Raw genomic sequence first — 20,422 nt, forward strand, 5'->3', positions numbered from 1 at the left:
GAGTGCCTGGCGCTCACCCCAGGGTGAGCCGCGGCTTCGGTGCGTCCGTGCGGCCGGTCGGGGGTGTGCGGCTGCCCGCGCGGTACGGGAGCGGCCAGGGCGCGCCCGGTCCGGCATAGCCCTGTTCGGCCGCCGCGTGCAGGGTCCAGTGCGGGTCGTAGAGGTGCGGGCGGGCCAGGGCGCAGAGGTCGGCGCGGCCCGCCAGCAGCAGGGAGTTGACGTCGTCCCAGGAGGAGATCGCGCCGACCGCGATGACGGGCACGACCAGGGTGTTGCGGATCCGGTCCGCGTACGGGGTCTGGTACGAGCGGCCGTACTCGGGGCGTTCGTCCGGGACGACCTGGCCGGTGGAGACATCGATGGCGTCGGCGCCGTGCGCGACGAACGCGCGGGCGATCTCGACGGCGTCCTCGGCCGTCGTTCCGCCGTCGGCCCAGTCGGTGGCGGAGATCCGGACGGTCATGGGCCGGTCGTCGGGCCACTCGGCGCGGACCGCGTCGAAGACTTCGAGGGGGAAGCGGAGTCGGTTCGACAGCGGTCCGCCGTAGGTGTCGGTGCGTCGGTTGGTGAGCGGCGAGAGGAATCCGGAGAGCAGGTAGCCGTGCGCGCAGTGGAGTTCGAGCAGGTCGAAGTCGCAGGTGACGGCGTGCCGGGCGGCTGCGGCGAACTGGGCGCGGATGACCTCGAGTCCGGCCCGGTCCAGGGCGTGCGGGACCTGGTTGACTCCTTCCGCGTACGGGATCGGGGAGGCGGCGGACAGGGGCCAGTTGCCCGCGTCGAGCGGCTGGTCGATGCCGTCCCACATCAGCTTGGTGGACCCCTTGCGGCCGGAGTGGCCGAGCTGGATGCCGATCGCCGTGCCCGGCGCCGAGGTGTGGACGAAGTCGGTGATCCGGGTCCAGGCGGCCGCCTGCGCGGGGGTGTAGAGGCCGGCGCAGCCGGGGGTGATGCGGCCTTCGGCGCTGACGCACACCATCTCGGTCATGACGAGCCCGGCGCCGCCGAGCGCGCGGGCGCCCAGGTGGACGAGGTGGAAGTCGCCGGGGACGCCGTCGACCGCCGAGTACATGTCCATCGGCGAGACGACGACACGGTTGCGGAGTTCGAGACCGCGCAGCCGCAGCGGGGTGAACATCGGCGGGGTGTCCGGGGCGCAGCCGAACTCCTCCTCCACGGCCGCGGTGAAACCGGCGTCACGCAGCCGCAGGTTGTCGTGGGTGACGCGGCGGCTGCGGGTGAGGAGGTTGAAGGCGAACTGGCGGGGCGCCTGGTCGACGTACGTGCCGAGCTCCTCGAACCAGCGCAGGCTGGCCGCGGCGGCGCGCTGGGTCGATTCGACGACGGGGCGGCGCTCGGTCTCGTACGCGGAGAGGGCGGCGGGCAGGTCGGGCTGTTCCTCGATGCAGGCGGCGAGCGCGAGGGCGTCCTCGACGGCGAGTTTCGTGCCGGAGCCGATGGAGAAGTGGGCGGTGTGGGCGGCGTCGCCGATGAGGACGGTGTTGGCGTGCGACCAGCGGGCGTTGACGACGGTCCGGAAGGTGAGCCAGGAGGAGTTGTTGGAACGCAGCGGGCGGCCGCCGAGGACATCGGCGAAGATCTTGGCGCAGCGTTCCGTCGAGGCTGCGGCGTCCATGGTGCCGAACCCGGCCGCACGCCAGACCTCGTCGCGCATCTCGACGATGACGGTGGAGGCACCGGATTGATTCGGCGGCCCATCGGGCCTCGCCGAGGGGTGGTGGTCGGGCGACGGGCGGGCGTACGGGTAGGCATGCAGCTGCATCACGCCGTGTTCGGTCTCGGCGATCTCGAAGCGGAAGGCGTCGAGGGCGAAGTCGGCGGCGAGCCAGATGTAGCGGTTGCGGTGAGCGGTGAGGGTGGGCCGGAAGGTGTCGGCGTACGCCTCGCGGGTGGCGCTGTGCACCCCGTCGGCGGCGATCACCAGATCGTACGTCGCGGCGAGTTCGGCGGCGGGCGGAGCCTCTTCGCGGAAGCGGAGCCGTACCCCCAGCGACCGGCAGCGCTCGTGCAGGATCTCCAGGAGCCGGCGGCGGCCCAGCGCCGCGAAGCCGTGGCCGCCGGAGGTCTGGGTCCGGCCGCGGTGGACGATGTCGATGTCGTCCCACCGCACGAACTCGGCCTGGAGCGCCCGGTACACCACGGGGTCGGCGTGCTCGATGCCGCCGAGCGTCTCGTCGGAGAGGACAACACCGAAGCCGAACGTGTCGTCCGGGGCGTTGCGCTCCCAGACCGTGATGGAGCGCTCCGGGTCCAGGCGCTTGAGGAGCGCCGCGGCGTAGAGTCCGCCGGGGCCGCCGCCGATGACCGCGATCTGCCTCGTGTCGCACCGCATCGCGTTACCTGCCTTGCCATTTCGGCGGCCGCTTCTCCGTGAACGCGGCGTGGAACTCGGCGTAGTCGTCGCCGTGCATCAGCAGCGCCTGGGTGGCGGCGTCCATCTCGACGGCGGCGGCGAGCGGCATGTCGAGTTCGGCGGTGAGCAGCGCCTTGGTCTGGGCGAGGGCGAGGGCAGGTCCTTCGGCGAGGCGGTGTGCGAGCGCCGCGGCGCGCGCGTCGGCCTGCCCCTCCTCGGTCAGCTCGCTGATCAGCCCGATCCGTTCCGCCTCGGGGGCGCGGACCTGCTCGCCGAGCATCAGCAGCCGGGTGGCATGGCCGAGACCGACGACGCGCGGCAGCAGATACGCCGCCCCCATGTCGCCGCCGGAGAGTCCGACCCGGGTGAAGAGGAAGGCGAACCGGGCGGACGGGTCGGCGACCCGGAAGTCGGCGGCCAGCGCGAGGACGGCACCGGCGCCCGCGGCGACGCCGTGGACGGCTGCGACGACGGGGAAGGGACACTCTCGCAGCGCCCGTACGACCTGTCCGGTCATGCGGTTGAAGTCGAGCAGCTGCGCGGTGTCCATCGCCATGGTGGCGCCGATGATCTCGTCGACATCGCCGCCGGAGCAGAAGCCCCGCCCCTCACCGGCCAGCACCAGGGCGCGCACGGAGCGTTCGCGGGACAGCTCAGCAAGGAGATCGCGCAGATCGGCATAGGCGCCGAAGGTGAGCGCATTGAGTTTCTCGGGGCGGGCCAGAGTGACGGTGGCGACGCCGTTGTCCGTCGTCAGCCGTAGATGGCGCCAGTGTTCCGTGCGCGGCGCGGAGCTGGGAAACGGGCTCATGGAGGGTGGTCCCCTTCAGCCGTCGGGCTGCTACCTGTTCCCGAATTTATCACTCATTCGTGACTCCCGTCACGAGTACGCAATAAGGAGTCGGTGAGGGCGAAGTGGCGAAGGTCCCATTCGTACCGGTCGCTCGCCCCTTGTCTGCGTCGTTGCACTTCGTATGGTTGAAACCGAGAAGTCTTGAGCTCCAGAAAGTCGTGCCCTCCGGAACGGAATCCTGCTGTGCCCCCCGATGCACCGATCCCCGCCTCCTGGCGTATCGCACTGCCGCATTCGACGGCGGCAGTGCCGATCGCCCGCGCCCTGATCCGTACGGCGCTGACGGACATCGGTGCCTCGGCCGACTCCCTGGACATCGCGGAGCTCCTCACCGCCGAACTGGTCGCCAACGCCGTGGAACACACCGCCGGCGACGATCCGATCGAGCTGGCGGTGGAGATCCTGGAAACCGGCTGGCAGGTGGAGGTCCACGACCGCGACCCGGCTCCGCCGGGCGATCTCTCCCGGCCCGGTCCGGACAGCGAACCGGACCCCTGGCAGGAGCACGGCCGCGGCCTGCTGCTGACCCGCACCCTCAGTTCGTCCTGCGGCCATCGCACGACGGAGCACGGCAAGGCGGTCTGGTTCACCCTGCCGTCGCATCAGCCCCGGCACTAAGGGCTGTCCCGTATCCCTGGTGGATCAGCGCACGGCGTCAGATGCGGTGCATCGCAAGGCGGAGGAGTATCGCCATACTGGGCGTATTCGGACGTTCCGACGATGCGGCGAGGTGCCGTAGCTGTCGTCGTGCGCCCACCAGGGATTATGGGACAGCCCTTACGGCCTGGTGCACGATAGCGAGCGGGCTCCCGGCGTCATGCGAATCCGCCTCCGGCGTTGTCGTCAGTCGACGACTCCCCCATAGCCCTAAGGCATGGGAGGGACCCCCTTCGCGTCGCCTCCCTCCTCCGCCTTGGATGCGAAGCCGCATGACGCCGCTCGCTGATCCACTCTCTATCGTGCACCAGGCCGTTAGGGTGTCCGGCGGGCGCTCTCAGGCCCGCTCCGCACCGGCCAGCCGCGACCGGCGTCGCCCGTAGCAGGCGTACACCGCCGCGCCGACCAGCAGGAAGACCGCGAACTGCACCCAGGTCGCCCAGCCCGTCCCGTACATCAGATAGAGGCAGAAGCCGACGCCCAGGATCGGGCTGGCCGGATAGAGCGGCACCCGGAAGGAACGCTTCAGCCCGGGGTGGCTGCGGCGCAGCGCGATCACCGCGACATTGACCGCCACCATGGTGGCGAGCGTGCCGATGGTGGTCAGGTTCACCACCGCGTCGAGGGACGCGAAGGCTGCCGGAACGGCAAAGACGACGGCGACGATCCAGGTGTTGGCGACGGGCGTCGCGGTCCGCGGCGAGACGCGTTCGAAGACCCGCGGGACCAGGCCGTCGCGGGACATCGACATCAGGATGCGGGTCTGCCCGTACATCACCGCGAGCACGACGGACGCGATGGCCACGACCGCACCGAAGGCGACGATGCCGCCGCCGACGGTCGAGTCGGTGACCTGGTTGACGATCAGCGAGAGCGCGGCCGGCTTGTTGGAGACGGCGTCCGCGCCGAGTGCCCCGATGGCGGTCAGGGCGACCGCGCAGTAGAGCAGGGTGGCGACGCCGATGCAGATCATGATCGCGATCGGGATGTTCCGGCGGGGGTTCTTGACCTCTTCGCCGGCGGTGGTGATGGCGTCGAAGCCGATGTACGAGAAGAACGCCAGCGAGGCGCCGGAGGTGATCCCGGCCACGCCGTGGGTGGCGAACGGCGAGAGGTGGCCTGCCTCGAACGCGGTGAATGCGATGGCACAGAAGGCGATCAGGATGCCGATCTTGAGGACGGCCATCGCGGCCGTGGCGCCCGCGCTCTCCCGGACGCCGCGCACCAACAGGGTGGCAGCCATCATGATCACCACGACAGCGGGGAGGTTGATCACGCCGCCGTCGCCGGGCCCGGCGGACAGGGCGGCGGGCAGGTGCCAGCCGACGAGGCTGTTCAGCAGCTCGTTGACGTACTGGCTCCAGCCGACCGCGACCGCGGAGACCGAGACGCCGTACTCCAGCAGCAGGCACCAGCCGACGAGGAACGCGGTGCGTTCGCCGAGGGTGGCGTAGGCGAAGGAGTAGGAGCTACCGGAGACAGGGATCGCGCCGCCCAGCTCGGCGAAGGAGAACGCGGTGAAGATGCAGGTGATCGCGGCGAGGACGAAGGAGACGACGACGGCGGGACCGGCCTCGGCGACGCTGTCGGAGAGGCCGACGAAAATGCCGGTTCCCACGATGGCGCCGATGCCGAAGCACACGAGCTGGAACAGCCCCATGGTGCGCTTGAGGCCGTGCCCCTCCAGATCGGCGCCGGATTCGGCGACCAGCTGGGTGGGGCTCTTGATGCGCAGTCCTGGCCGGGGCGACAGGCTCTGCGGGCGGAGCGGACTCACGGGGATGATCTCTTCTCTGGTGGAGCATGTGGGGGGCGCGCACGCGGAGCTGGTGGGGGCTCCGGCCGGCTCTGCGGGGGGCCGCGTCAGATACGACAGCGGGGGGCCGCGTCAGATACGGCAATGGGGTCCGAGCCCGCGAGCTCGAACCCCACCAAGTAGAACTACTGTAACCAATTGCCCGCATGTTCACCCAATCAGGCGCATTTTCATGCAGACCCGGCCGGTGACCCGTCAGGCGGTGGCCAGCGTCGCCACCAGGACGGCCTTGATCGTGTGCATCCGGTTCTCGGCCTCGTCGAAGACGATCGAGTGCGCGGACTCGAAGACCTCGTCGGTGACTTCCAGCTCGGTCAGCCCGTGGGCTGCATGGATCTCGCGCGCGACCCCGGTACCGAGGTCGTGGTAGGCCGGGAGGCAGTGCAGGAACTTCACATCGGCGTTCCCGGTGGCGTTCAGGACGTCCATGGTGACGGCGTACGGCGCGAGTGCCGTGATGCGCTCGGCCCAGACCTCCTTGGGCTCGCCCATGGAGACCCAGACGTCGGTGGCGACGAAGTCGGCGCCGCGGACACCCTCGGCGACGTCCTCGGTGAGGGTGACGGTCGCACCGGCGGCCTCCGCGAGCTTGCGGGCCTGCGCGACGACCTCCTCGGCCGGCCAGTAGGACCTCGGGGCGACGATCCGGACGTCCATACCCAGCAGCGCACCGGTGACCAGGTACGAGTTGCCCATGTTGAAGCGGGCGTCGCCGAGGTAGGCGAAGGCGATCCGCTGCAGCGGCTTGTCGCTGTGCTCGGTCATCGTGAGGACATCGGCGAGCATCTGGGTCGGGTGCCAGTCATCGGTGAGTCCATTGAAGACGGGGACCCCGCTGTATGCCGCGAGCTCCTCGACGGCCGCCTGGCTGTCACCGCGGTACTCGATGCCGTCGAACATCCGGCCGAGTACGCGGGCGGTGTCCTTCACCGACTCCTTGTGGCCCATCTGCGAGCCCGAGGGGTCGAGGTATGTGGTCGAGGCACCCTGGTCGGCGGCGGCGACCTCGAAGGCGCAGCGCGTGCGGGTCGAGGTCTTCTCGAAGATCAGGGCGATGTTCTTGCCGCGCAGCCGCTGTACCTCCGCACCCGCCTTCTTGGCCGCCTTGAGCTCGGCGGCCAGTCCGATCAGGCCGCGGAACTCCTCGGCCGTGAAGTCCAGCTCCTTGAGGAAGTGGCGGCCTGCGAGGTCTATGGCCATGGTGGCTGCTCCTGGGTCGGGCGAGGGTCGCGCGTACAGTTCCCTGGAAGTCTATACGAGAGAACGCATTGCTATACGAAGCACTCGTGGCCGCGCCGCCCTCCGTACTCCCGCACGGTCCCGTGTTCCCCCGTTCGGTCGCGCGCTTCCCCGTGCCTACACCGCATCGCGGACCACCGGGCAGCTCATGCAGCGGGGACCGCCCCTGCCCCGGCCGAGTTCGCTGCCGCGGATCTCTATGACCTCGATGCCTTGCTTGCGCAGATACGTGTTGGTGGTGGCGTTGCGCTCGTACGCGACGACGACGCCCGGCTCGACGGCCAGCACATTGCAGCCGTCGTCCCACTGCTCGCGCTCGGCCGCGTGCACGTCCTGGGTGGCCGTGAGGACGCGGATCGAGTCCAGGCCCAGCGCCGCCGCGATGGCCCGGTGCATGTGCTCGGGCGGATGGTCGGTGACCTTGAGCTCCCGCGGCCCGCTGCCGGGCTCGATGGTGTACGAGCGGAGCATCCCCAGCCCCGCGTACTGGGTGAACGTATCGCCGTCGATCATCGTCATCACCGTGTCGAGGTGCATGAACGCCCGCCTCTTGGGCATGTCGAGCGCCACGATCGTCCGGGCGGAACCGGCGTCGAACAGTCCGCGGGCCAGCATCTCCACCGCCTGCGGCGTGGTGCGCTCGCTCATCCCGATCAGGACGGCGCCCTGCCCGATGACCAGGACGTCGCCGCCCTCGATGGTGGACGGATAGTCGTCCTGCCCCTCCGACCAGTGGTGGAAGGCTCCCGCCTCGGAGCCGGTGAAGAGGGGGTGATGGCGGTAGATCGCCTCAAAGTGGACGGTCTCGCGCTGCCGGGCCGGCCAGCGCATCGCGTTGATGGACACCCCGTCGTATATCCAGGCGGAGGTGTCCCGGGTGAAGAGGTGGTTGGGCAGCGGACCGAGCAGGAAGTCGTCCAGGTCCATGACGTGGAAACGGACCGATGTCGGCTCGCTGTGCCGCTCCAGGAACTCCCGCTTCGTCATCCCGCCGACCAGCGCCTCGGCCAGCTCGGCGGTGGGCAGCTCCTCGAAGGCGGCCCGCAGGTGTTCGGTGGCGAGCGGGCCGTACTCCTTCTCGTCGAAGACCCGGTCGAGGACGAGCCGCTTGGCCACGGGGATGTCCAGGGACTCACGCAGCAGATCGCCGAAGAGGTGCACCTCCACCCCGCGGTCGCGCAGGACGTCCGCGAAGCCGTCGTGCTCCTGCCGGGCGCGGCGCACCCACAGCACGTCGTCGAAGAGGAGCGCGTCCTTGTTGCTGGGGGTGAGCCGCTTCAGTTCCAGATCGGGGCGGTGCAGGATGACGCGGCGCAGCCGCCCGGCCTCGGAGTCGACATGGAATCCCATGCCTCCATCCTCACCGCGCGGAGCGCCGTTCACCCGGCGAATCGCCACCGAGTTCGCCACCGAATCCGCTGCCGGGTCCGGCGTCGCGTTCCGGCGTCGCGTTCCGGCGCGGTCCGGCTGCGGTCAGAGCCTTGGGTCGACGGGCTCCGACTCCAGGGCGAGCACCGCGAACACCGCCTCGTGGACCCGCCACAGCGACTCGCCCTCGGCCAGCCGGTCCAGGGCCTCGAGACCCAGCGCGTACTCACGGAGCGCCAGCGACCGCTTGTGGCCCAGGAACCGGGAGCGCAGCCGCTCCAGATTTTCCGGACGCGTGTACTCGGGGCCGTAGATGATCCGGAGGTACTCCCGGCCCCGCACCTTGATGCCCGGCTGGACCAGCCTGCCCTTCTCGTCCCGCACGAGCGCGGCAAGGGGCTTCACCACCATGCCTTCGCCGCCACGACCGGTCATCTCCAGCCACCAGTCGGTACCGGCGCGGACCGACGCCTCGTCGCCGGTGTCCACGACGAGCCGACGGGTGACCTGGAGCAGGCCGGTGGGGTCGTGCTCCACCAGCCGGTCCACCCAGGCCAGCTGCTCGTCATGCGGTACGGAGGCCAGTGAGCGCCCCTGCACGGCGAGGATCTGGAACGGGGCGATCCGCACTCCGTCCAGGCCCTCGGTGGACCAGCAGTAGCGCCGGTAGGCCTCCCTGAACGCCGCGGCGTCGACCGTCCGGTCCCGCTGACGGGCGGCCAGGTCGGCGACGTCCACCCCGCGGACCGCCGCTGCCGCAAGTGCCGCGTCAACCTCGGGGAGTACGGCACCGGACGCGGCGCCGACCGCCGCGTACTGCGAGCGCAGCAGCCCGCCCGCCTTGAGGGACCAGGGCATCAGCTCGGCGTCGAGCAGCACCCAGTCGGTGTCCCACTCCTCCCAGAGTCCTGCGGCGGCGACGGCGGTGCGCAGTCTGCCGAGGACCTCCTCGGTCACGGCGGCGTCGTCGAGGAACGGCCGTCCGGTGCGGGTGTGCAGCGCCCCGGTCGGGCCGTCGACCCCGAACCGCTCGCGGGCCGCGTCCGCGTCACGGCAGACCAGGGCCACCGCCCGCGAGCCCATGTGCTTCTCCTCGCACACGACCTGGGCGACCCCGTCGGCCCGGTACTGCGCGAAGGCCTCGGCGGGGTGCTCCAGGAAACCCTCCTCGTGGGAGGCCGCGGTGGGCGCCATCGTCGGCGGGAGGTAGCCGAGCAGCCGCGGGTCGACGGCGAACCGGCTCATCACTTCGAGCGCCGCCGCGGCGTTCTCCTCGCGCACCGAGATGCGGCCCATGTGCCGGGTCTCCACGATCCGTCGGCCCTGCACATCGGCCAGGTCGAGCGGACGCCCCTCGCGGCCCCCGGGTGCCTCGGTGACGAGCGGCTTCGCGGGCTCGTACCAGACCTTCTCGGCCGGTACGTCGACGAGTTCGCGCTCCGGCCAGCGCAGCGCGGTCATCTTCCCGCCGAAAACCGCGCCCGTGTCCAGGCAGAGGGTGTTGTTGACCCAGGAGGTGCTGGGCACCGGGGTGTGGCCGTAGACCACGGCGGCACGGCCGCGGTACTCCTCCGCCCACGGGTAGCGCACGGGCAGGCCGAACTCGTCGGTCTCGCCTGTGGTGTCCCCGTACAGCGCGTGCGAGCGGACTCGTCCGGACGTGCGCCCGTGGTACTTCTCGGGCAGCCCGGCATGGCAGACGACCAGCTTCCCCTCGTCCAGCACGTAGTGGCTGACGAGCCCGTCGATGAACTCCCGTACCTGCTCACGGAAGGCCGGGTCCCTGGCGTCCTCACGGTCCAGCTGATCGATGGTCTCGGCGAGCCCATGGGTGTGCTGGACCTGGCGGCCCTTGAGGTAGCGGCCGAGCTTGTTCTCGTGGTTCCCCGGCACACACAGGGCGTTCCCCGCCGCCACCATGGACATGACGCGGCGCAGCACGCCGGGGCTGTCGGGGCCGCGGTCGACGAGGTCGCCGACGAAGACCGCCGTGCGCCCTTCCGGGTGCGCGCCGTCGGCGTAACCGAGCTTGCCGAGCAGGGTCTCCAGCTCGGAGCTGCAGCCGTGGATGTCACCGATGATGTCGAACGGCCCGGTGAGATGACGCAGGTCGTTGTAGCGGCGCTCCAGCACCACGTCGGAGTGGTCGGCCTCCTCCTCGGTGCGCAGGACATGCACCTTGCGGAACCCCTCGCGCTCCAGGCCGCGCAGCGAACGGCGCAGCTCGCGGCGGTGGCGCTGGACGACATGGCGGGGCATGTCGGCCCGGTCCGGGCGGGTGGCGTTGCGCGCCTGGCAGACCTCTTCGGGCAGGTCGAGGACGATCGCGATGGGCAGCACGTCGTGGGTCCGGGCCAGCTGCACCAGCTGTCTGCGGCTCTCGGCCTGGACGTTGGTGGCATCGACGACGGTCAGCCGTCCCGCAGCGAGCCGCTTGCCCACGATGTAGTGCAGGACGTCGAAGGCGTCACCGCTCGCGCTCTGGTCGTTCTCGTCGTCTGCGACGAGGCCGCGGCAGAAGTCCGAGGAGATGATCTCGGTGGGCTTGAAGTGCTTGCGCGCGAACGTGGACTTACCGGAACCGCTGGCCCCGATGAGCACGACGAGGGAAAGGTCGGTCACCGGCAGCGTGCGGTGCACGTCGGTGCTCTTCTCGGTGTCGTTGTCGGTCATGCTGCCTTCGCCTCCTTCTTCTTCGTGTCGTCCTCGGCGGTCTTCGTGAACACGGCCATCTGTGTGGGCGGCCCCACCTCGGGGTCGTCGGGTCCCACCGGCACGAAGCCGACTCCGTATCCGTGCCGCTGCGCCACTTCCTGCGCCCAGCCCCGGAACTCGGCCCTGGTCCATTCGAAACGGTGGTCGCCGTGGCGCACGTGTCCGGCGGGGAGACTCTCCCAGCGGACGTTGTACTCCACGTTCGGCGTCGTCACGAGCACCGTCTGCGGCCGGGCCGAGCCGAACACCGCGTACTCCAGCGCGGGCAGCCTCGGCAGGTCGAGGTGCTCGATGACCTCGCTGAGCACGGCCGCGTCATACCCGCCCAGCCGCTTGTCGGTGTACGTGAGCGAGCCCTGCCGCAGCGTGACGCGGCCGGCTTGGCGCTCGCCCATCCGGTCCAGCTTCAGCCGGCGCGAGGCGATGGTCAGGGCGCGCATCGAGACGTCGACGCCGACGATCTCCGTGAAGCGCACGTCCTTCAGCAGTGCCTGCACCAACTGGCCCTGTCCGCAGCCCAGGTCCAGCACCCGGCTCGCCCCGGCGGCCCGCAGCGCCTCCAGGATCGCTTCGCGCCGCTGCTCGGCGAGCGGCACCGGCTTCTCCTCGGTGTCCGTCGTCTCGTCCACGGCGTTGTCGACGGACTCCACCGCCAGGTCGTCCAGCTCAGCGAGCCGTACCAGTTCGAGCCGTTCCATCGCCTGCCGGGTCAGCCCCCAGCGCCGGGAGAGATACCGGCTGGTGATCAGCTTCTGCTCCGGGTGGCCGGCCAGCCAGCCGTCACCGGCCCGCAGCAGCTTGTCCACCTCGTCGGGCGCGACCCAGTAGTGCTTGGCGTCGTCGAGCACCGGCAGCAGGATGTACAGCTGCCGCAGCGCGTCCGCGAGCCGCAACTCGCCCTCCAGCACCAGTCGTACGTACCGGGAGTCGCCCCACTCCGGGAACTGCTCGTCCAGCGGTACGGCCACCGCGTCCACGCTCGTCCAGCCGAGCGGACCGAAGAGTTTCGTCACGAGCTCCGCGCCACCGCGCGCCGGGAGCGCGGGCACCTCGATCCTGAGCGGCAGGGGCTCCGCCGCGCGCTCGGGCAGGGCTCGGCACATGCCGTTCAGCGCGGACTTGAAGACGGTGCTCATCGCGACGGAGAGCAGCGAGGACGCCGCGTACGGCCGGTCGTTGACGTACTGCGCGAGCGCCGCGTCGGGGGCGCCGCCGCGGCCCTTCCCCTTGCCCCGGCGCACGAGCGCCACGGGATCCACCTGCAGCAGCAGGGCGGCCGTGCAGCGCTCGGCGGATGCCTCGGGATAGAAGACATGCGCGGTGCCATGGGAGGTGGAGAACGCCTGCGCCTTCTCGGGATGCTTGTGCAGCAGGAAGCCGAGGTCGGTCGCGGGGCGCTCAGGAGTGCCGGTCGTACTGATGGTCAGGAACACACGTCCGAGTATGGTCGGGATCACTCGCCCCCCACCAGGCATTTTCGTCGTGTCTACGGTTCTGTCGCTCCTCCCGTCCCACGGTCCGTGCCACGCGCCGACCCGCTCCCCGACCCCCGCTCCGTCCGTCCCGCCGCAATCAGCCCAGCCAGTTCCGCGATCGGTCCGGGACCGACCCGGCAACAGCCGCCGACCAGCCGGGCGCCGGCCTCCTGCCAGCCCCGCACCCGGCGGGGGTCGAACGTGGCACCACCGGTCCACCCCCGGCCCTCGGCGCCCCACCGCTCCCCGCTGTTCGGGTAGACGACGACCGGTTTCCCGGTCACCTCGGCCGCCGTCACCACCGCCCGGTCCGCGTCCGCCGGATCGCAGCAGTTCACGCCCACGGCCACCACCCGGTCGTGCCCGGCGGCGAGCCCGAACGCCGTCTCCAGCGGCTGCCCCGCCCGGGTCCGGTCGCCCGCCACACTGTAGGAGAGCCAGACCGGCAGCCCGTAGTCGTCGACCACCCGCAGCAGCGCCTCCGCCTCGTCCGTGTCCGGCACCGTCTCCAGCGCCAGCACATCGGGGCCGGCGGCGGCCAGCGCCTCGATCCGGGGCCGGTGGAAGCGCTCCAGCTCACGGACCGAGAGCCCGTACCGCCCGCGGTACTCGCTGCCGTCCGCGAGCATCGCCCCGTACGGGCCGACAGAACCGGCGACCCAGACCTCGCGGTCCGCCGCCGCACCGGCCCGCCGGGCCAGCTCCACGCTGCGGGCGAAGAGCTCCGTCGCCCGGGCCCGGCCGATCCCCCGCCGCGCGAACCCCTCGTACGTCGCCTGGTAGCCGGAAGTGATGAGCACCTGCGCACCCGCCCGCACATACGCCCGGTGGGCGGCCTCGATCTGCCGCGGCTCGTCGACCAGCAACCGGGCCGACCACAGTTCGTCGGACAGGTCGCAGCCCTGCGCCTCCAGTTGGTTGGAGAGACCGCCGTCGAGGAGGACGATTCCTTCGGTGAGCGCGGCGGCCAGCGGGCGGGCGGGTTGCACAGGTGTTCCTTCCGGTCGTGGCTGCTCCTGCAGCTTCGTTGGTCAGTTCAGCTGGGACTGGACCTGCGAGGAGATCAGCTCCAGGTGCTCCTGATCGTTCAGGTCGAGGATCTGGAGGTAGATCCTCGACGCCCCGATCTCGCCGTACCGGCCGATCTTGTCGACCACCTCGGCCGGCGAGCCCGCGAGCCCGTTCGCCTTCAACTCCTCCACGTCGCGCCCGATGACCGACGCCCGGCGGGCCACCTCCGCGTCGTCCTTGCCGACGCAGACCACCAGGGCGTTGGAGTACACCAGGTCGTCCGCGCCACGCCCGGCCGCCTGCGCCGCTTCCCTGACCCGGCCGAACTGCTTCTGGCTGTCCTCGAGCGAAGCGAACGGAATGTTGAACTCGTCCGCATACTGCGCGGCCAGCCGCGGTGTACGCGTCACGCCGTGACCGCCGATCAGGATCGGCACCTTGGCCTGTGCCGGCTTGGGCAGCGCGGGTGAGTCGGTGAGCTGGTAGTAGGCGCCGTCGTAGTTGAACTTCTCGCCGATCCCGGTCGCCCACAGCCCGGTGACGATGGCCAGCTGCTCCTCCAGCCGGCCGAACTTCTCCCTGGGGAACGGAATGCCGTACGCCTTGTGCTCCTCCTCGAACCAGCCTGCCCCCAGACCGAGTTCGACGCGTCCGCCGGACATCTGGTCGACCTGGGCGACCTGGATAGCGAGGACACCCGGGAGCCGGAAGGTCCCCGCCGTCATCAGCGTGCCGAGCCGGATCCGCTTGGTCTCCCGCGCCAGCCCGGCCAGGGTGATCCACGCGTCGGTCGGGCCGGGCAACCCGTCGCCAGCCCCCATGCGGAGATAGTGGTCGGAGCGGTAGAACGCGTCGAACCCAAGGTCCTCGGCGGCCTTGGCGACGGTGAGCAGGGTGTCGTAGCTCGCCCCTTGCTGGGGCTCGGTGAAGATTCGAAGATCCATGGTTCCATCCTGCACCTCCGAGCACCGGTCATTCCTCGCACCCGTCCCGCGCCGCCCCACCGAAGGCCCGCCGTGACGACCCCGCGCCGTCACGGCTGGCCCGCCGCCGAGCCCGCCGGTCCGCGCACCGCACCGTACGCACCGTCCCGCTCCCGCTGCCGGTTCTGCTCGCGGTCCTGCTCGGCGAGGAGCCGGAGCATCCCGTGCACCCGGTCCAGCGCCTCGTCAGCCGCGTCGATCGCCTCGATGCACTGCCAGTAGAGGCTCTCCTCGCCGGTGTCACAGGCCACCGCGACGAGAGCCATCCCCATCTCCCCCAGCAGCGCGCCGAGACCGGTCAGGGCCGCCCGGGGATCGGCAATCTCGGCAAGCTGCGCGGCCCGCGCCGTACCGGTCCGCACCACCGGATGGTCCGGCGCCACGCCGCCGCTTCCCCCGATCTCCCCGAGCCGCCGCGCCTCGCCCCGCAGCACCTTCGGCCCATGGGCCGCCAGTCGCTCGCCGATCGCCTGGGCCAGCGCCTGGACCTGCCACGCCTCCGCCATGATGGACGGCGCGCCCCGGCTCTGCGCCAGAGCCCGCCGACTTACCTCTATGAGCCGCTCCGCTTCCATGCGTCGCCCCCGTCCGAACGAAAACCCGCTCACCTCATCCATTACCCACAGTGAGGGGAGTGGTACCGAAAGGCCAGTGGATTTCGGAAATCTGTGGACACGAAGTCGACTGTGAAGAAGTCGATCACTCCGAAGAGTGACGATCGTGGGGTTCCGGAGGCTTCGGAACCGGGAAGCGCGCTTCGTTCCTGTCGATCTTCTCCGCCAGCGCCGCCAGCGCATCGATGCCCAGCACCTCGCAGAACTGCAGCAGATACGCGAGCACATCCGCGACTTCGTCCGCCACCCGATGCGCCGTCTCGGGCTCCTCCATCACCCGCGCGGACTGCTCCGGCGTCAGCCACTGGAAGATCTCGACCAGTTCGGACGCCTCGACGCTGAGCGCCGCCGCCAGGTTCTTCGGGGTGTGGTACTGCTCCCAGTCACGGGCGGCCGCGAACGCGGCGAGCCGTCGCTGCAGTGTCTGTACGTCGAGTCCGTTCACTGGATTTCTCCCAGGATGCCTCGGGCTTCAGCCTGGGGAGGAATGGGTCCTTGGAGCGGAGCTGCGAAGCGGCGGAGTTCTCTGCACATCTGCTCTGGCCTGCGCTTTCGGTTGATTGTCAGTGGGCGGGTTTAAGGTCTCGATCACGACGACGGCGCAGAAAACGGCTGAGGGGTCCGGGCACGCCCGGTACACCTTCCGTCTGCGTGTGTCGTCCACTGCCCGCACGGCCTTGAGTGCCGAGTGGGCGCGGTGTCGGTGGGTGTGGAACGAGTGCGTGGCCGTGTCTCGCAAGGTCCACGCCCACAACAAGGCCACGGGCGGGAAGGCGACGTGCGGCCCGGCGCAGCTCGACCGGATGCTGACCGAGGCCCGCGCCGCCACGGCGTGGTTGCGCAACGGGGCTTCGGTTCCTCAGCAGCAGGTCATCCGGGACTTCGCGAAGTCCCGTGCCAAGGCGCAGAAGGACATCAAGGCCCGGCTGCCGATGCGCCGGCGGGCGGGGATGCCCCGGCCGAAGAAGAAGCGTGAGGCGCTGCCGACCCTGAACTACACGCGGCGCGGCTTCCGCATCAAGGACGGCCGCCTGCACCTGGCTGGCGGAATCGTGCTGACCGTGGTGTGGTCGCGGGATCTTCCGGCCGACCCGTCCAGCGTGCGCGTGTACCGCGATGCCGTCGGGCACTGGTACGCCGGCTTCGTCGTGGAGGCCGAGAGGGAGCCGCTGCCCGCCACGGGCAGGGTGATAGGCATCGACTGGGGTGTGAAGGAGACCGCGACCACCAGCTCCGCCACCCATGACTTGCCTCACGCGCAGCACGGCAAGAAGGCCCAGGCGAAGCTGACCCGCTATGACCGGATGATGGCCCGGCGCAAGCCGAAGAAGGGGCAGGCCGCATCGAAGGGCTACCGGCATGCGAAGAAGCTGCGGGCCAAGCTCTGCAAGAAGGTCGCCACCCAGCGGCAGGACACCGCCCGCAAGTGGGCCAAGACCGTGGTCCGCGACCACGACGCCCTTGCCGTGGAGGACTTCCGGCCGAAGTTCCTCGCCAAGTCCACCATGGCCCGTAAAGCGGCCGACGCCGCGATCGGAGCGACCAAGCGCGCCCTGATCGAGATGGGCCGCAAGCACGGCCGTGCCGTGCACCTTGTCCACCCCGCGCCCACCACCATGGACTGCGCGCAGTGCGGAGCGAGAGCCAAGCACGCACTCCCCCTCTCGGAACGAACGTATACGTGCACCGCGTGCGGAGCGGTGTCCTCCAGGGACAAGAACTCCGCCCGCGTGATGCTCGTCCGGGCTGGTCTCAACCCGGCTAGTGCTGATCTTGTAAGCCCTGCCATCTGCTAGGTGTCAGGCGAAGTGAGCCAGGAATCCCCCTCGCCCACGAGGGGAGGAGTCAAGGTCCCAGGTCTACCACCGTCGCACCGGCCGTCCCGCGGGCCCGTGCGGCGACCGCCTCGGCGACCGTCCCCACCAGTCTGAGGTGCCCGGTCGTGCCGACCGACGCGGCCAGGGCCAGCAGTTCCGCCATCTGTCGTCCGTCCAGGTCCCGGTCGAGCCCGTCGACCAGAACGGTGAGTGTCTGCATGGCCGACGGCACCTCCGCCGCGGCGTCCATGGCCAGCACGCCAGGGCCGGTGAGCAGGACCAGGGCGAGCGCCAGGTACCTCAACTCGCCGTCGCCGAGCCGCCCGACCGGGGTGAGGTGCCCGCCGTCGCGCTCCACCACGGCGCGCAGCAACCCGTCCGGGAGCCGCTCGATGCCCAGCCCCCTCACCGTCCCCGCGCATCCGGCAGCGGCCGCCGCAACCAGTCGGCCGTGCCGCTGTCCGCACTGAGTGTGTGTCCGTTCCAGTACCGCCGCGAGGTTGTCGCAGTCCCGGCGCAGCCGGCCCTCCCCGCTGGGCACCGGCGCCCGCATCCGCTGCGGCTGCGGTTCACACACAAAGACGGACCGCAGGGCCACGACCATCTGTTCGGCGGCGGCAAGGACCCGTAACTGTCCCTCGGTCGTGCCAGCGACCCTCAGCGGCAGCAGCGCCGTGCCGAGCAGGTCGTCCGGCAGCGGCGCCCGGGTCACCGGGACGGTGCCGGCCGTGTGCCAGGCCGCCTGGACCGTCGAGCCCCTGGGGTCGCGCAGCGCGGTGGTCAGTAGCGTCTCACCGCCGCCGGTCAGCCGTTCGCCGACGATCCGCAGGGCGGGCTCGGCCTGCACGGCAACGTCGAGCCGGACCGGTCCTGCCGGGCCGGTCACCGTGCAGCCGATCCGGAAGCCACGACGGCCCTGGGCGTCGGGACCGGCCCGTTCGGGCACGTGCGCCGCCGGATCCGGGAACACCTCGTCGAGCGGGTCGCCCGCGCCCAGCCGGGCCAGCGCCTCGTACGCCCGCAGCGCGCTGGACTTGCCACTGCCACCGGCCCCGGTGAACAGCGTGAGCGGGCCCACCGGGAGGACGGCGCCACGGTGCGAGGCGAAGGCGGAGAGCCGCAGTTCGGTGACGACGGGGCCGGCGGAACGGGCCGCCCCGGTTCGGGGAGGCTCGGTTCGGACAGCCTCGGTTCGGACTTCTCGGGCGGTTGATGCCCCTGGGGTCGCCCACGGGTTTTCCGGGCAGCGTGCAGTCATGAGCGGACCGTACGCACGCCGTCGACCGGCGAACCGTTCCGCCCGCACGACCTTCCTACGATCGGGGGATGCCCGCTGCCGTGACTCCCTCGACCTCTATGCCGACCGGCGACAGAAGAAACACGTTCCGGTCGACGCGGTGCATTCCGCTGCCGAGCCCGAAGACCACACCGCTGGTGAAGTCCAGGATCCGCTTGGCCACATCGGTCTCGGCGCTGGTCAGATCGAGCAGCACGGGAATCTGTGCGACCAGATACTCGGCCACCTCGCGCGCGTCCGCGAAGACCTGCACGCGCAGCACGACCATGCGGCGCTGTTCGGCGGTCTCGTGGTCGTCGGGGACCTCGCGGTGGTCGACCCGCGACGGCCATTCGTTGCGGCTGCGCAGCGGTACGACCTGGGCCAGACCTTCCCACTGCTCGTCCGTGACGTCATACCTGTCGTACCTGCTCACCGGACCACCCCGTCTGTGCTGCGGTCGGCGTTGTGCCGGCTGCGCTCGCTGTTCATCCGGCAATTCTCCCGCCCCTCACCCGTTCGGCGTACCACCGACACGGGTCAGCGGCTGATCGACACCGCCCGCGGTGCCGAAAGCGCCGCGTCGCCGGTCCCGTCGAGCGGGAGGACAATCCGAGTGTCACCCTTCGAGGTCTGCCGCCCCACGGGACTGCTCCACTTCTCGAGCGACGACGGCGACATCGGTCATCACCTGAAGCACACTGGGCAGCTCGGAGCCGTCGAGCTGCCGGTACTCGCTGCCGATCGTCACCACGAGGCGTTCGGCCAGGCCGAGTTCGGGGTGGCGTCCCTCGGCGATCACCCGGCGGGCCGCCTCCAGGGCGGGCACCCCGGCCGCGTGCAGTGCGTGGGCACGTTCCCTTACGTACTCGAGGTAGCCGATGTGTGCGCGCACGCCGGCCGGGTCGAGGACCGGACCGTGGCCCGGGACGATGGTCTCGGCGCCGGTGGCCAGTACCTGTTCACAGGCGGCGATCACCTGGGAGAGGGGGCCCGCCCAGTGCACCGGGTGGTCGCCCGGCTGCTCCGGGGTGGAGGCGAAGATGACGTCGCCGCTGAACACGGTGCGCTGAGCGGGCAGGTGCACGATGAGGTCGCCCGTGGTGTGGGCGGGGGGCAGGGCCGTCACCTGGACTGGGTACTCCCCCAGGGTCAGTTCGAGCTCGCCGGTGAAGTACGTGGTCGGCTGCACGGGTTCGGTCCGTGACCAGTCGAACGGGCCGAAGTGGCGCTTGAGGTACTCACCCAGCGCGGTGGCCGGATCGCTGCCCTGGACGAGGGCGTGCTGCTGCTTCGGGGTGGGTTCGTAGTGAATGTGTTCCCGGGCCTCACGGGTCGCGATGATCTCCGCGTCCGGAAGTACGCCCGCGCCCCAGAAATGGTCCCCGTTGGCGTGGGTGACGATGACCCGGTCGATGGCGGCGCCGTCGGGCAGCCGCTTCGTGGACTCCGCCAGGAACTGGCCGGCGAGCACGGGATCGTACGGGGTGTCGATCCAGATCGCGCCACGCGATGACGTCAGGAGACCGCAGTTCGCGAGGCCCCAGCCCCGTTTCGGCGGGAGCCATGCGTAGAGGTCCCGGCCCAGCTCGACGAAGTCTCCGCCCGTGATCGACATGGACGCGATTATGCCGACCGTGATCCGGCAACGCGTTCGAACTCGGCCACCGAGGGATCTGTTTGGCGCAAACCCACCGCCCGCTCGCACCGATTGCGGTGCGACGGTGACGGTACGAGACCGGGCACCCACATCCTCGTACGACACCTTCCGGACGTTCGGCTTCATTTCCCCCAACGGTGTCACGCTGCGCGGCCGTGGCCGATCGGGCGGCCGCCAAACAGCAATGCGCCGATTACCCATCGAGCATGGCCGAAAACAGACACAGAGAAACTTCCGGCGACGGCGCCGGGCGCGCTGTCACCGAAGGCCCCGAAGCACCGTGGCCCAGTGCCGTGACCGGCGATGTCTGCCCCACGAGGAGCGTCGTCCGGTGCATGCGGGCGTGCCGGGCGGCGCGACGGGGCTGAACTTGCCAGGAGTGGCACTGGGGCGAGCGAGGTACACAGTGTGCGAGTGAAACCCGTCGGACAGGGCCGAAGCCCTGTCCGGCACTTCCCGGTCAGATTCCGCCCTAGGGCCTGTTCTGAGTTCCCCGTCGTCCGCGCGAAGCGCGGGCGCAGCGGCGGTCGGTGCGTGCGATCGGCGTGCGGTGTCGCAGGTCATGTG

The 20,422-nt window shown here is 70.5% G+C and carries 16 protein-coding genes; 2 read left to right on the forward strand and 14 right to left on the reverse strand.

The window, feature by feature from the left end; translation table 11 throughout:
* Positions 1-13 precede the first annotated feature (13 nt).
* Both ACIBB8_RS29770 and ACIBB8_RS29775 read right to left on the reverse strand, forming a co-directional pair.
* Positions 14-2,350 (reverse strand): bifunctional salicylyl-CoA 5-hydroxylase/oxidoreductase, encoded by a 2,337-nt coding sequence (locus ACIBB8_RS29770; RefSeq protein ID WP_398957319.1) that lies wholly within the window; start codon positions 2,348-2,350, stop codon positions 14-16.
* Positions 2,351-2,354: 4 nt separating this feature from the next.
* On the reverse strand, positions 2,355-3,182 hold the full coding sequence (locus ACIBB8_RS29775) for an enoyl-CoA hydratase family protein (protein WP_398957322.1): 828 nt from the start codon (positions 3,180-3,182) through the stop codon (positions 2,355-2,357).
* A 225-nt stretch (positions 3,183-3,407) separates the two neighbouring features.
* Here ACIBB8_RS29775 and ACIBB8_RS29780 point away from each other — a divergent pair, with 225 nt between their 5' ends.
* Positions 3,408-3,842: an ATP-binding protein gene (locus ACIBB8_RS29780; RefSeq protein ID WP_398957323.1), complete on the forward strand. Its 435-nt coding sequence runs from the start codon at positions 3,408-3,410 to the stop codon at positions 3,840-3,842.
* Between the two features lie 376 nt (positions 3,843-4,218).
* Here the strand turns inward: ACIBB8_RS29780 and ACIBB8_RS29785 are convergent, their stop codons facing one another.
* From ACIBB8_RS29785 to ACIBB8_RS29825, 9 genes are all read right to left on the reverse strand, one after another.
* On the reverse strand, positions 4,219-5,658 hold the full coding sequence (locus ACIBB8_RS29785) for an amino acid permease (RefSeq protein ID WP_398957326.1): 1,440 nt from the start codon (positions 5,656-5,658) through the stop codon (positions 4,219-4,221).
* Positions 5,659-5,892: 234 nt separating this feature from the next.
* On the reverse strand, positions 5,893-6,897 hold the full coding sequence (argF, locus tag ACIBB8_RS29790) for an ornithine carbamoyltransferase (protein ID WP_398957328.1): 1,005 nt from the start codon (positions 6,895-6,897) through the stop codon (positions 5,893-5,895).
* 156 nt (positions 6,898-7,053) lie between these two features.
* Entirely contained in the window at positions 7,054-8,286 is a 1,233-nt protein-coding gene (locus tag ACIBB8_RS29795; protein WP_398957329.1) for an arginine deiminase, read from the reverse strand.
* A gap of 123 nt (positions 8,287-8,409) precedes the next feature.
* Entirely contained in the window at positions 8,410-10,977 is a 2,568-nt protein-coding gene (locus ACIBB8_RS29800) for a polynucleotide kinase-phosphatase (RefSeq protein WP_398957331.1), read from the reverse strand.
* Positions 10,974-12,452, reverse strand: coding sequence for a 3' terminal RNA ribose 2'-O-methyltransferase Hen1 (locus tag ACIBB8_RS29805; RefSeq protein WP_398957333.1), 1,479 nt, complete (start codon positions 12,450-12,452; stop codon positions 10,974-10,976). The genes ACIBB8_RS29800 and ACIBB8_RS29805 overlap by 4 nt, the downstream gene beginning before the upstream one ends.
* 53 nt (positions 12,453-12,505) lie before the next feature.
* Positions 12,506-13,483: a homocysteine S-methyltransferase gene (mmuM, locus tag ACIBB8_RS29810; protein WP_398957336.1), complete on the reverse strand. Its 978-nt coding sequence runs from the start codon at positions 13,481-13,483 to the stop codon at positions 12,506-12,508.
* 42 nt (positions 13,484-13,525) lie between these two features.
* Positions 13,526-14,449: an LLM class F420-dependent oxidoreductase gene (locus ACIBB8_RS29815; RefSeq protein WP_398957338.1), complete on the reverse strand. Its 924-nt coding sequence runs from the start codon at positions 14,447-14,449 to the stop codon at positions 13,526-13,528.
* Positions 14,450-14,538: 89 nt separating this feature from the next.
* Positions 14,539-15,063, reverse strand: coding sequence for a DUF6099 family protein (locus ACIBB8_RS29820; RefSeq protein WP_398957349.1), 525 nt, complete (start codon positions 15,061-15,063; stop codon positions 14,539-14,541).
* A 124-nt stretch (positions 15,064-15,187) separates the two neighbouring features.
* On the reverse strand, positions 15,188-15,547 hold the full coding sequence (locus tag ACIBB8_RS29825; RefSeq protein WP_398957340.1) for a nucleotide pyrophosphohydrolase: 360 nt from the start codon (positions 15,545-15,547) through the stop codon (positions 15,188-15,190).
* 142 nt (positions 15,548-15,689) lie between these two features.
* Here ACIBB8_RS29825 and ACIBB8_RS29830 point away from each other — a divergent pair, with 142 nt between their 5' ends.
* Complete coding sequence (locus ACIBB8_RS29830; RefSeq protein ID WP_398957351.1) at positions 15,690-16,898, forward strand: RNA-guided endonuclease InsQ/TnpB family protein; 1,209 nt, start codon at positions 15,690-15,692, stop codon at positions 16,896-16,898.
* 49 nt (positions 16,899-16,947) lie between these two features.
* Here the strand turns inward: ACIBB8_RS29830 and ACIBB8_RS29835 are convergent, their stop codons facing one another.
* The 3 genes from ACIBB8_RS29835 to ACIBB8_RS29845 all read right to left on the reverse strand — a co-directional run bounded on the left by ACIBB8_RS29835 (position 16,948) and on the right by ACIBB8_RS29845 (position 19,813).
* Entirely contained in the window at positions 16,948-18,177 is a 1,230-nt protein-coding gene (locus ACIBB8_RS29835; RefSeq protein WP_398957342.1) for an AAA family ATPase, read from the reverse strand.
* A 55-nt stretch (positions 18,178-18,232) separates the two neighbouring features.
* The gene (locus ACIBB8_RS29840) at positions 18,233-18,631 is read right to left on the reverse strand and encodes a cell division protein SepF (RefSeq protein WP_398957344.1); all 399 of its coding nucleotides are present in this window, start codon (positions 18,629-18,631) and stop codon (positions 18,233-18,235) included.
* Between the two features lie 183 nt (positions 18,632-18,814).
* A complete protein-coding gene (locus ACIBB8_RS29845) occupies positions 18,815-19,813 on the reverse strand; it encodes an MBL fold metallo-hydrolase (protein ID WP_398957346.1) in 999 nt (332 codons plus the stop codon).
* Between the last annotated feature and the right edge of the window lie 609 nt (positions 19,814-20,422).

It is taken from the genome of Streptomyces sp. NPDC051286, from assembly GCF_044455345.1.
GTDB lineage: Bacteria > Actinomycetota > Actinomycetes > Streptomycetales > Streptomycetaceae > Streptomyces.

Coding starts and splice junctions, on each gene's coding strand:
- ACIBB8_RS29795 (WP_398957329.1), bottom strand. CDS start 8,286: ATGGGATTCCATGTCGACTCCGAGGCCGGGCGGCTGCGCCGCGTCATC.
- ACIBB8_RS29815 (WP_398957338.1), bottom strand. CDS start 14,449: ATGGATCTTCGAATCTTCACCGAGCCCCAGCAAGGGGCGAGCTACGAC.
- argF (WP_398957328.1), bottom strand. CDS start 6,897: ATGGCCATAGACCTCGCAGGCCGCCACTTCCTCAAGGAGCTGGACTTC.
- ACIBB8_RS29775 (WP_398957322.1), bottom strand. CDS start 3,182: ATGAGCCCGTTTCCCAGCTCCGCGCCGCGCACGGAACACTGGCGCCAT.
- ACIBB8_RS29800 (WP_398957331.1), bottom strand. CDS start 10,977: ATGACCGACAACGACACCGAGAAGAGCACCGACGTGCACCGCACGCTG.
- ACIBB8_RS29770 (WP_398957319.1), bottom strand. CDS start 2,350: ATGCGGTGCGACACGAGGCAGATCGCGGTCATCGGCGGCGGCCCCGGC.
- ACIBB8_RS29845 (WP_398957346.1), bottom strand. CDS start 19,813: ATGTCGATCACGGGCGGAGACTTCGTCGAGCTGGGCCGGGACCTCTAC.
- ACIBB8_RS29835 (WP_398957342.1), bottom strand. CDS start 18,177: ATGACTGCACGCTGCCCGGAAAACCCGTGGGCGACCCCAGGGGCATCA.
- ACIBB8_RS29820 (WP_398957349.1), bottom strand. CDS start 15,063: ATGGAAGCGGAGCGGCTCATAGAGGTAAGTCGGCGGGCTCTGGCGCAG.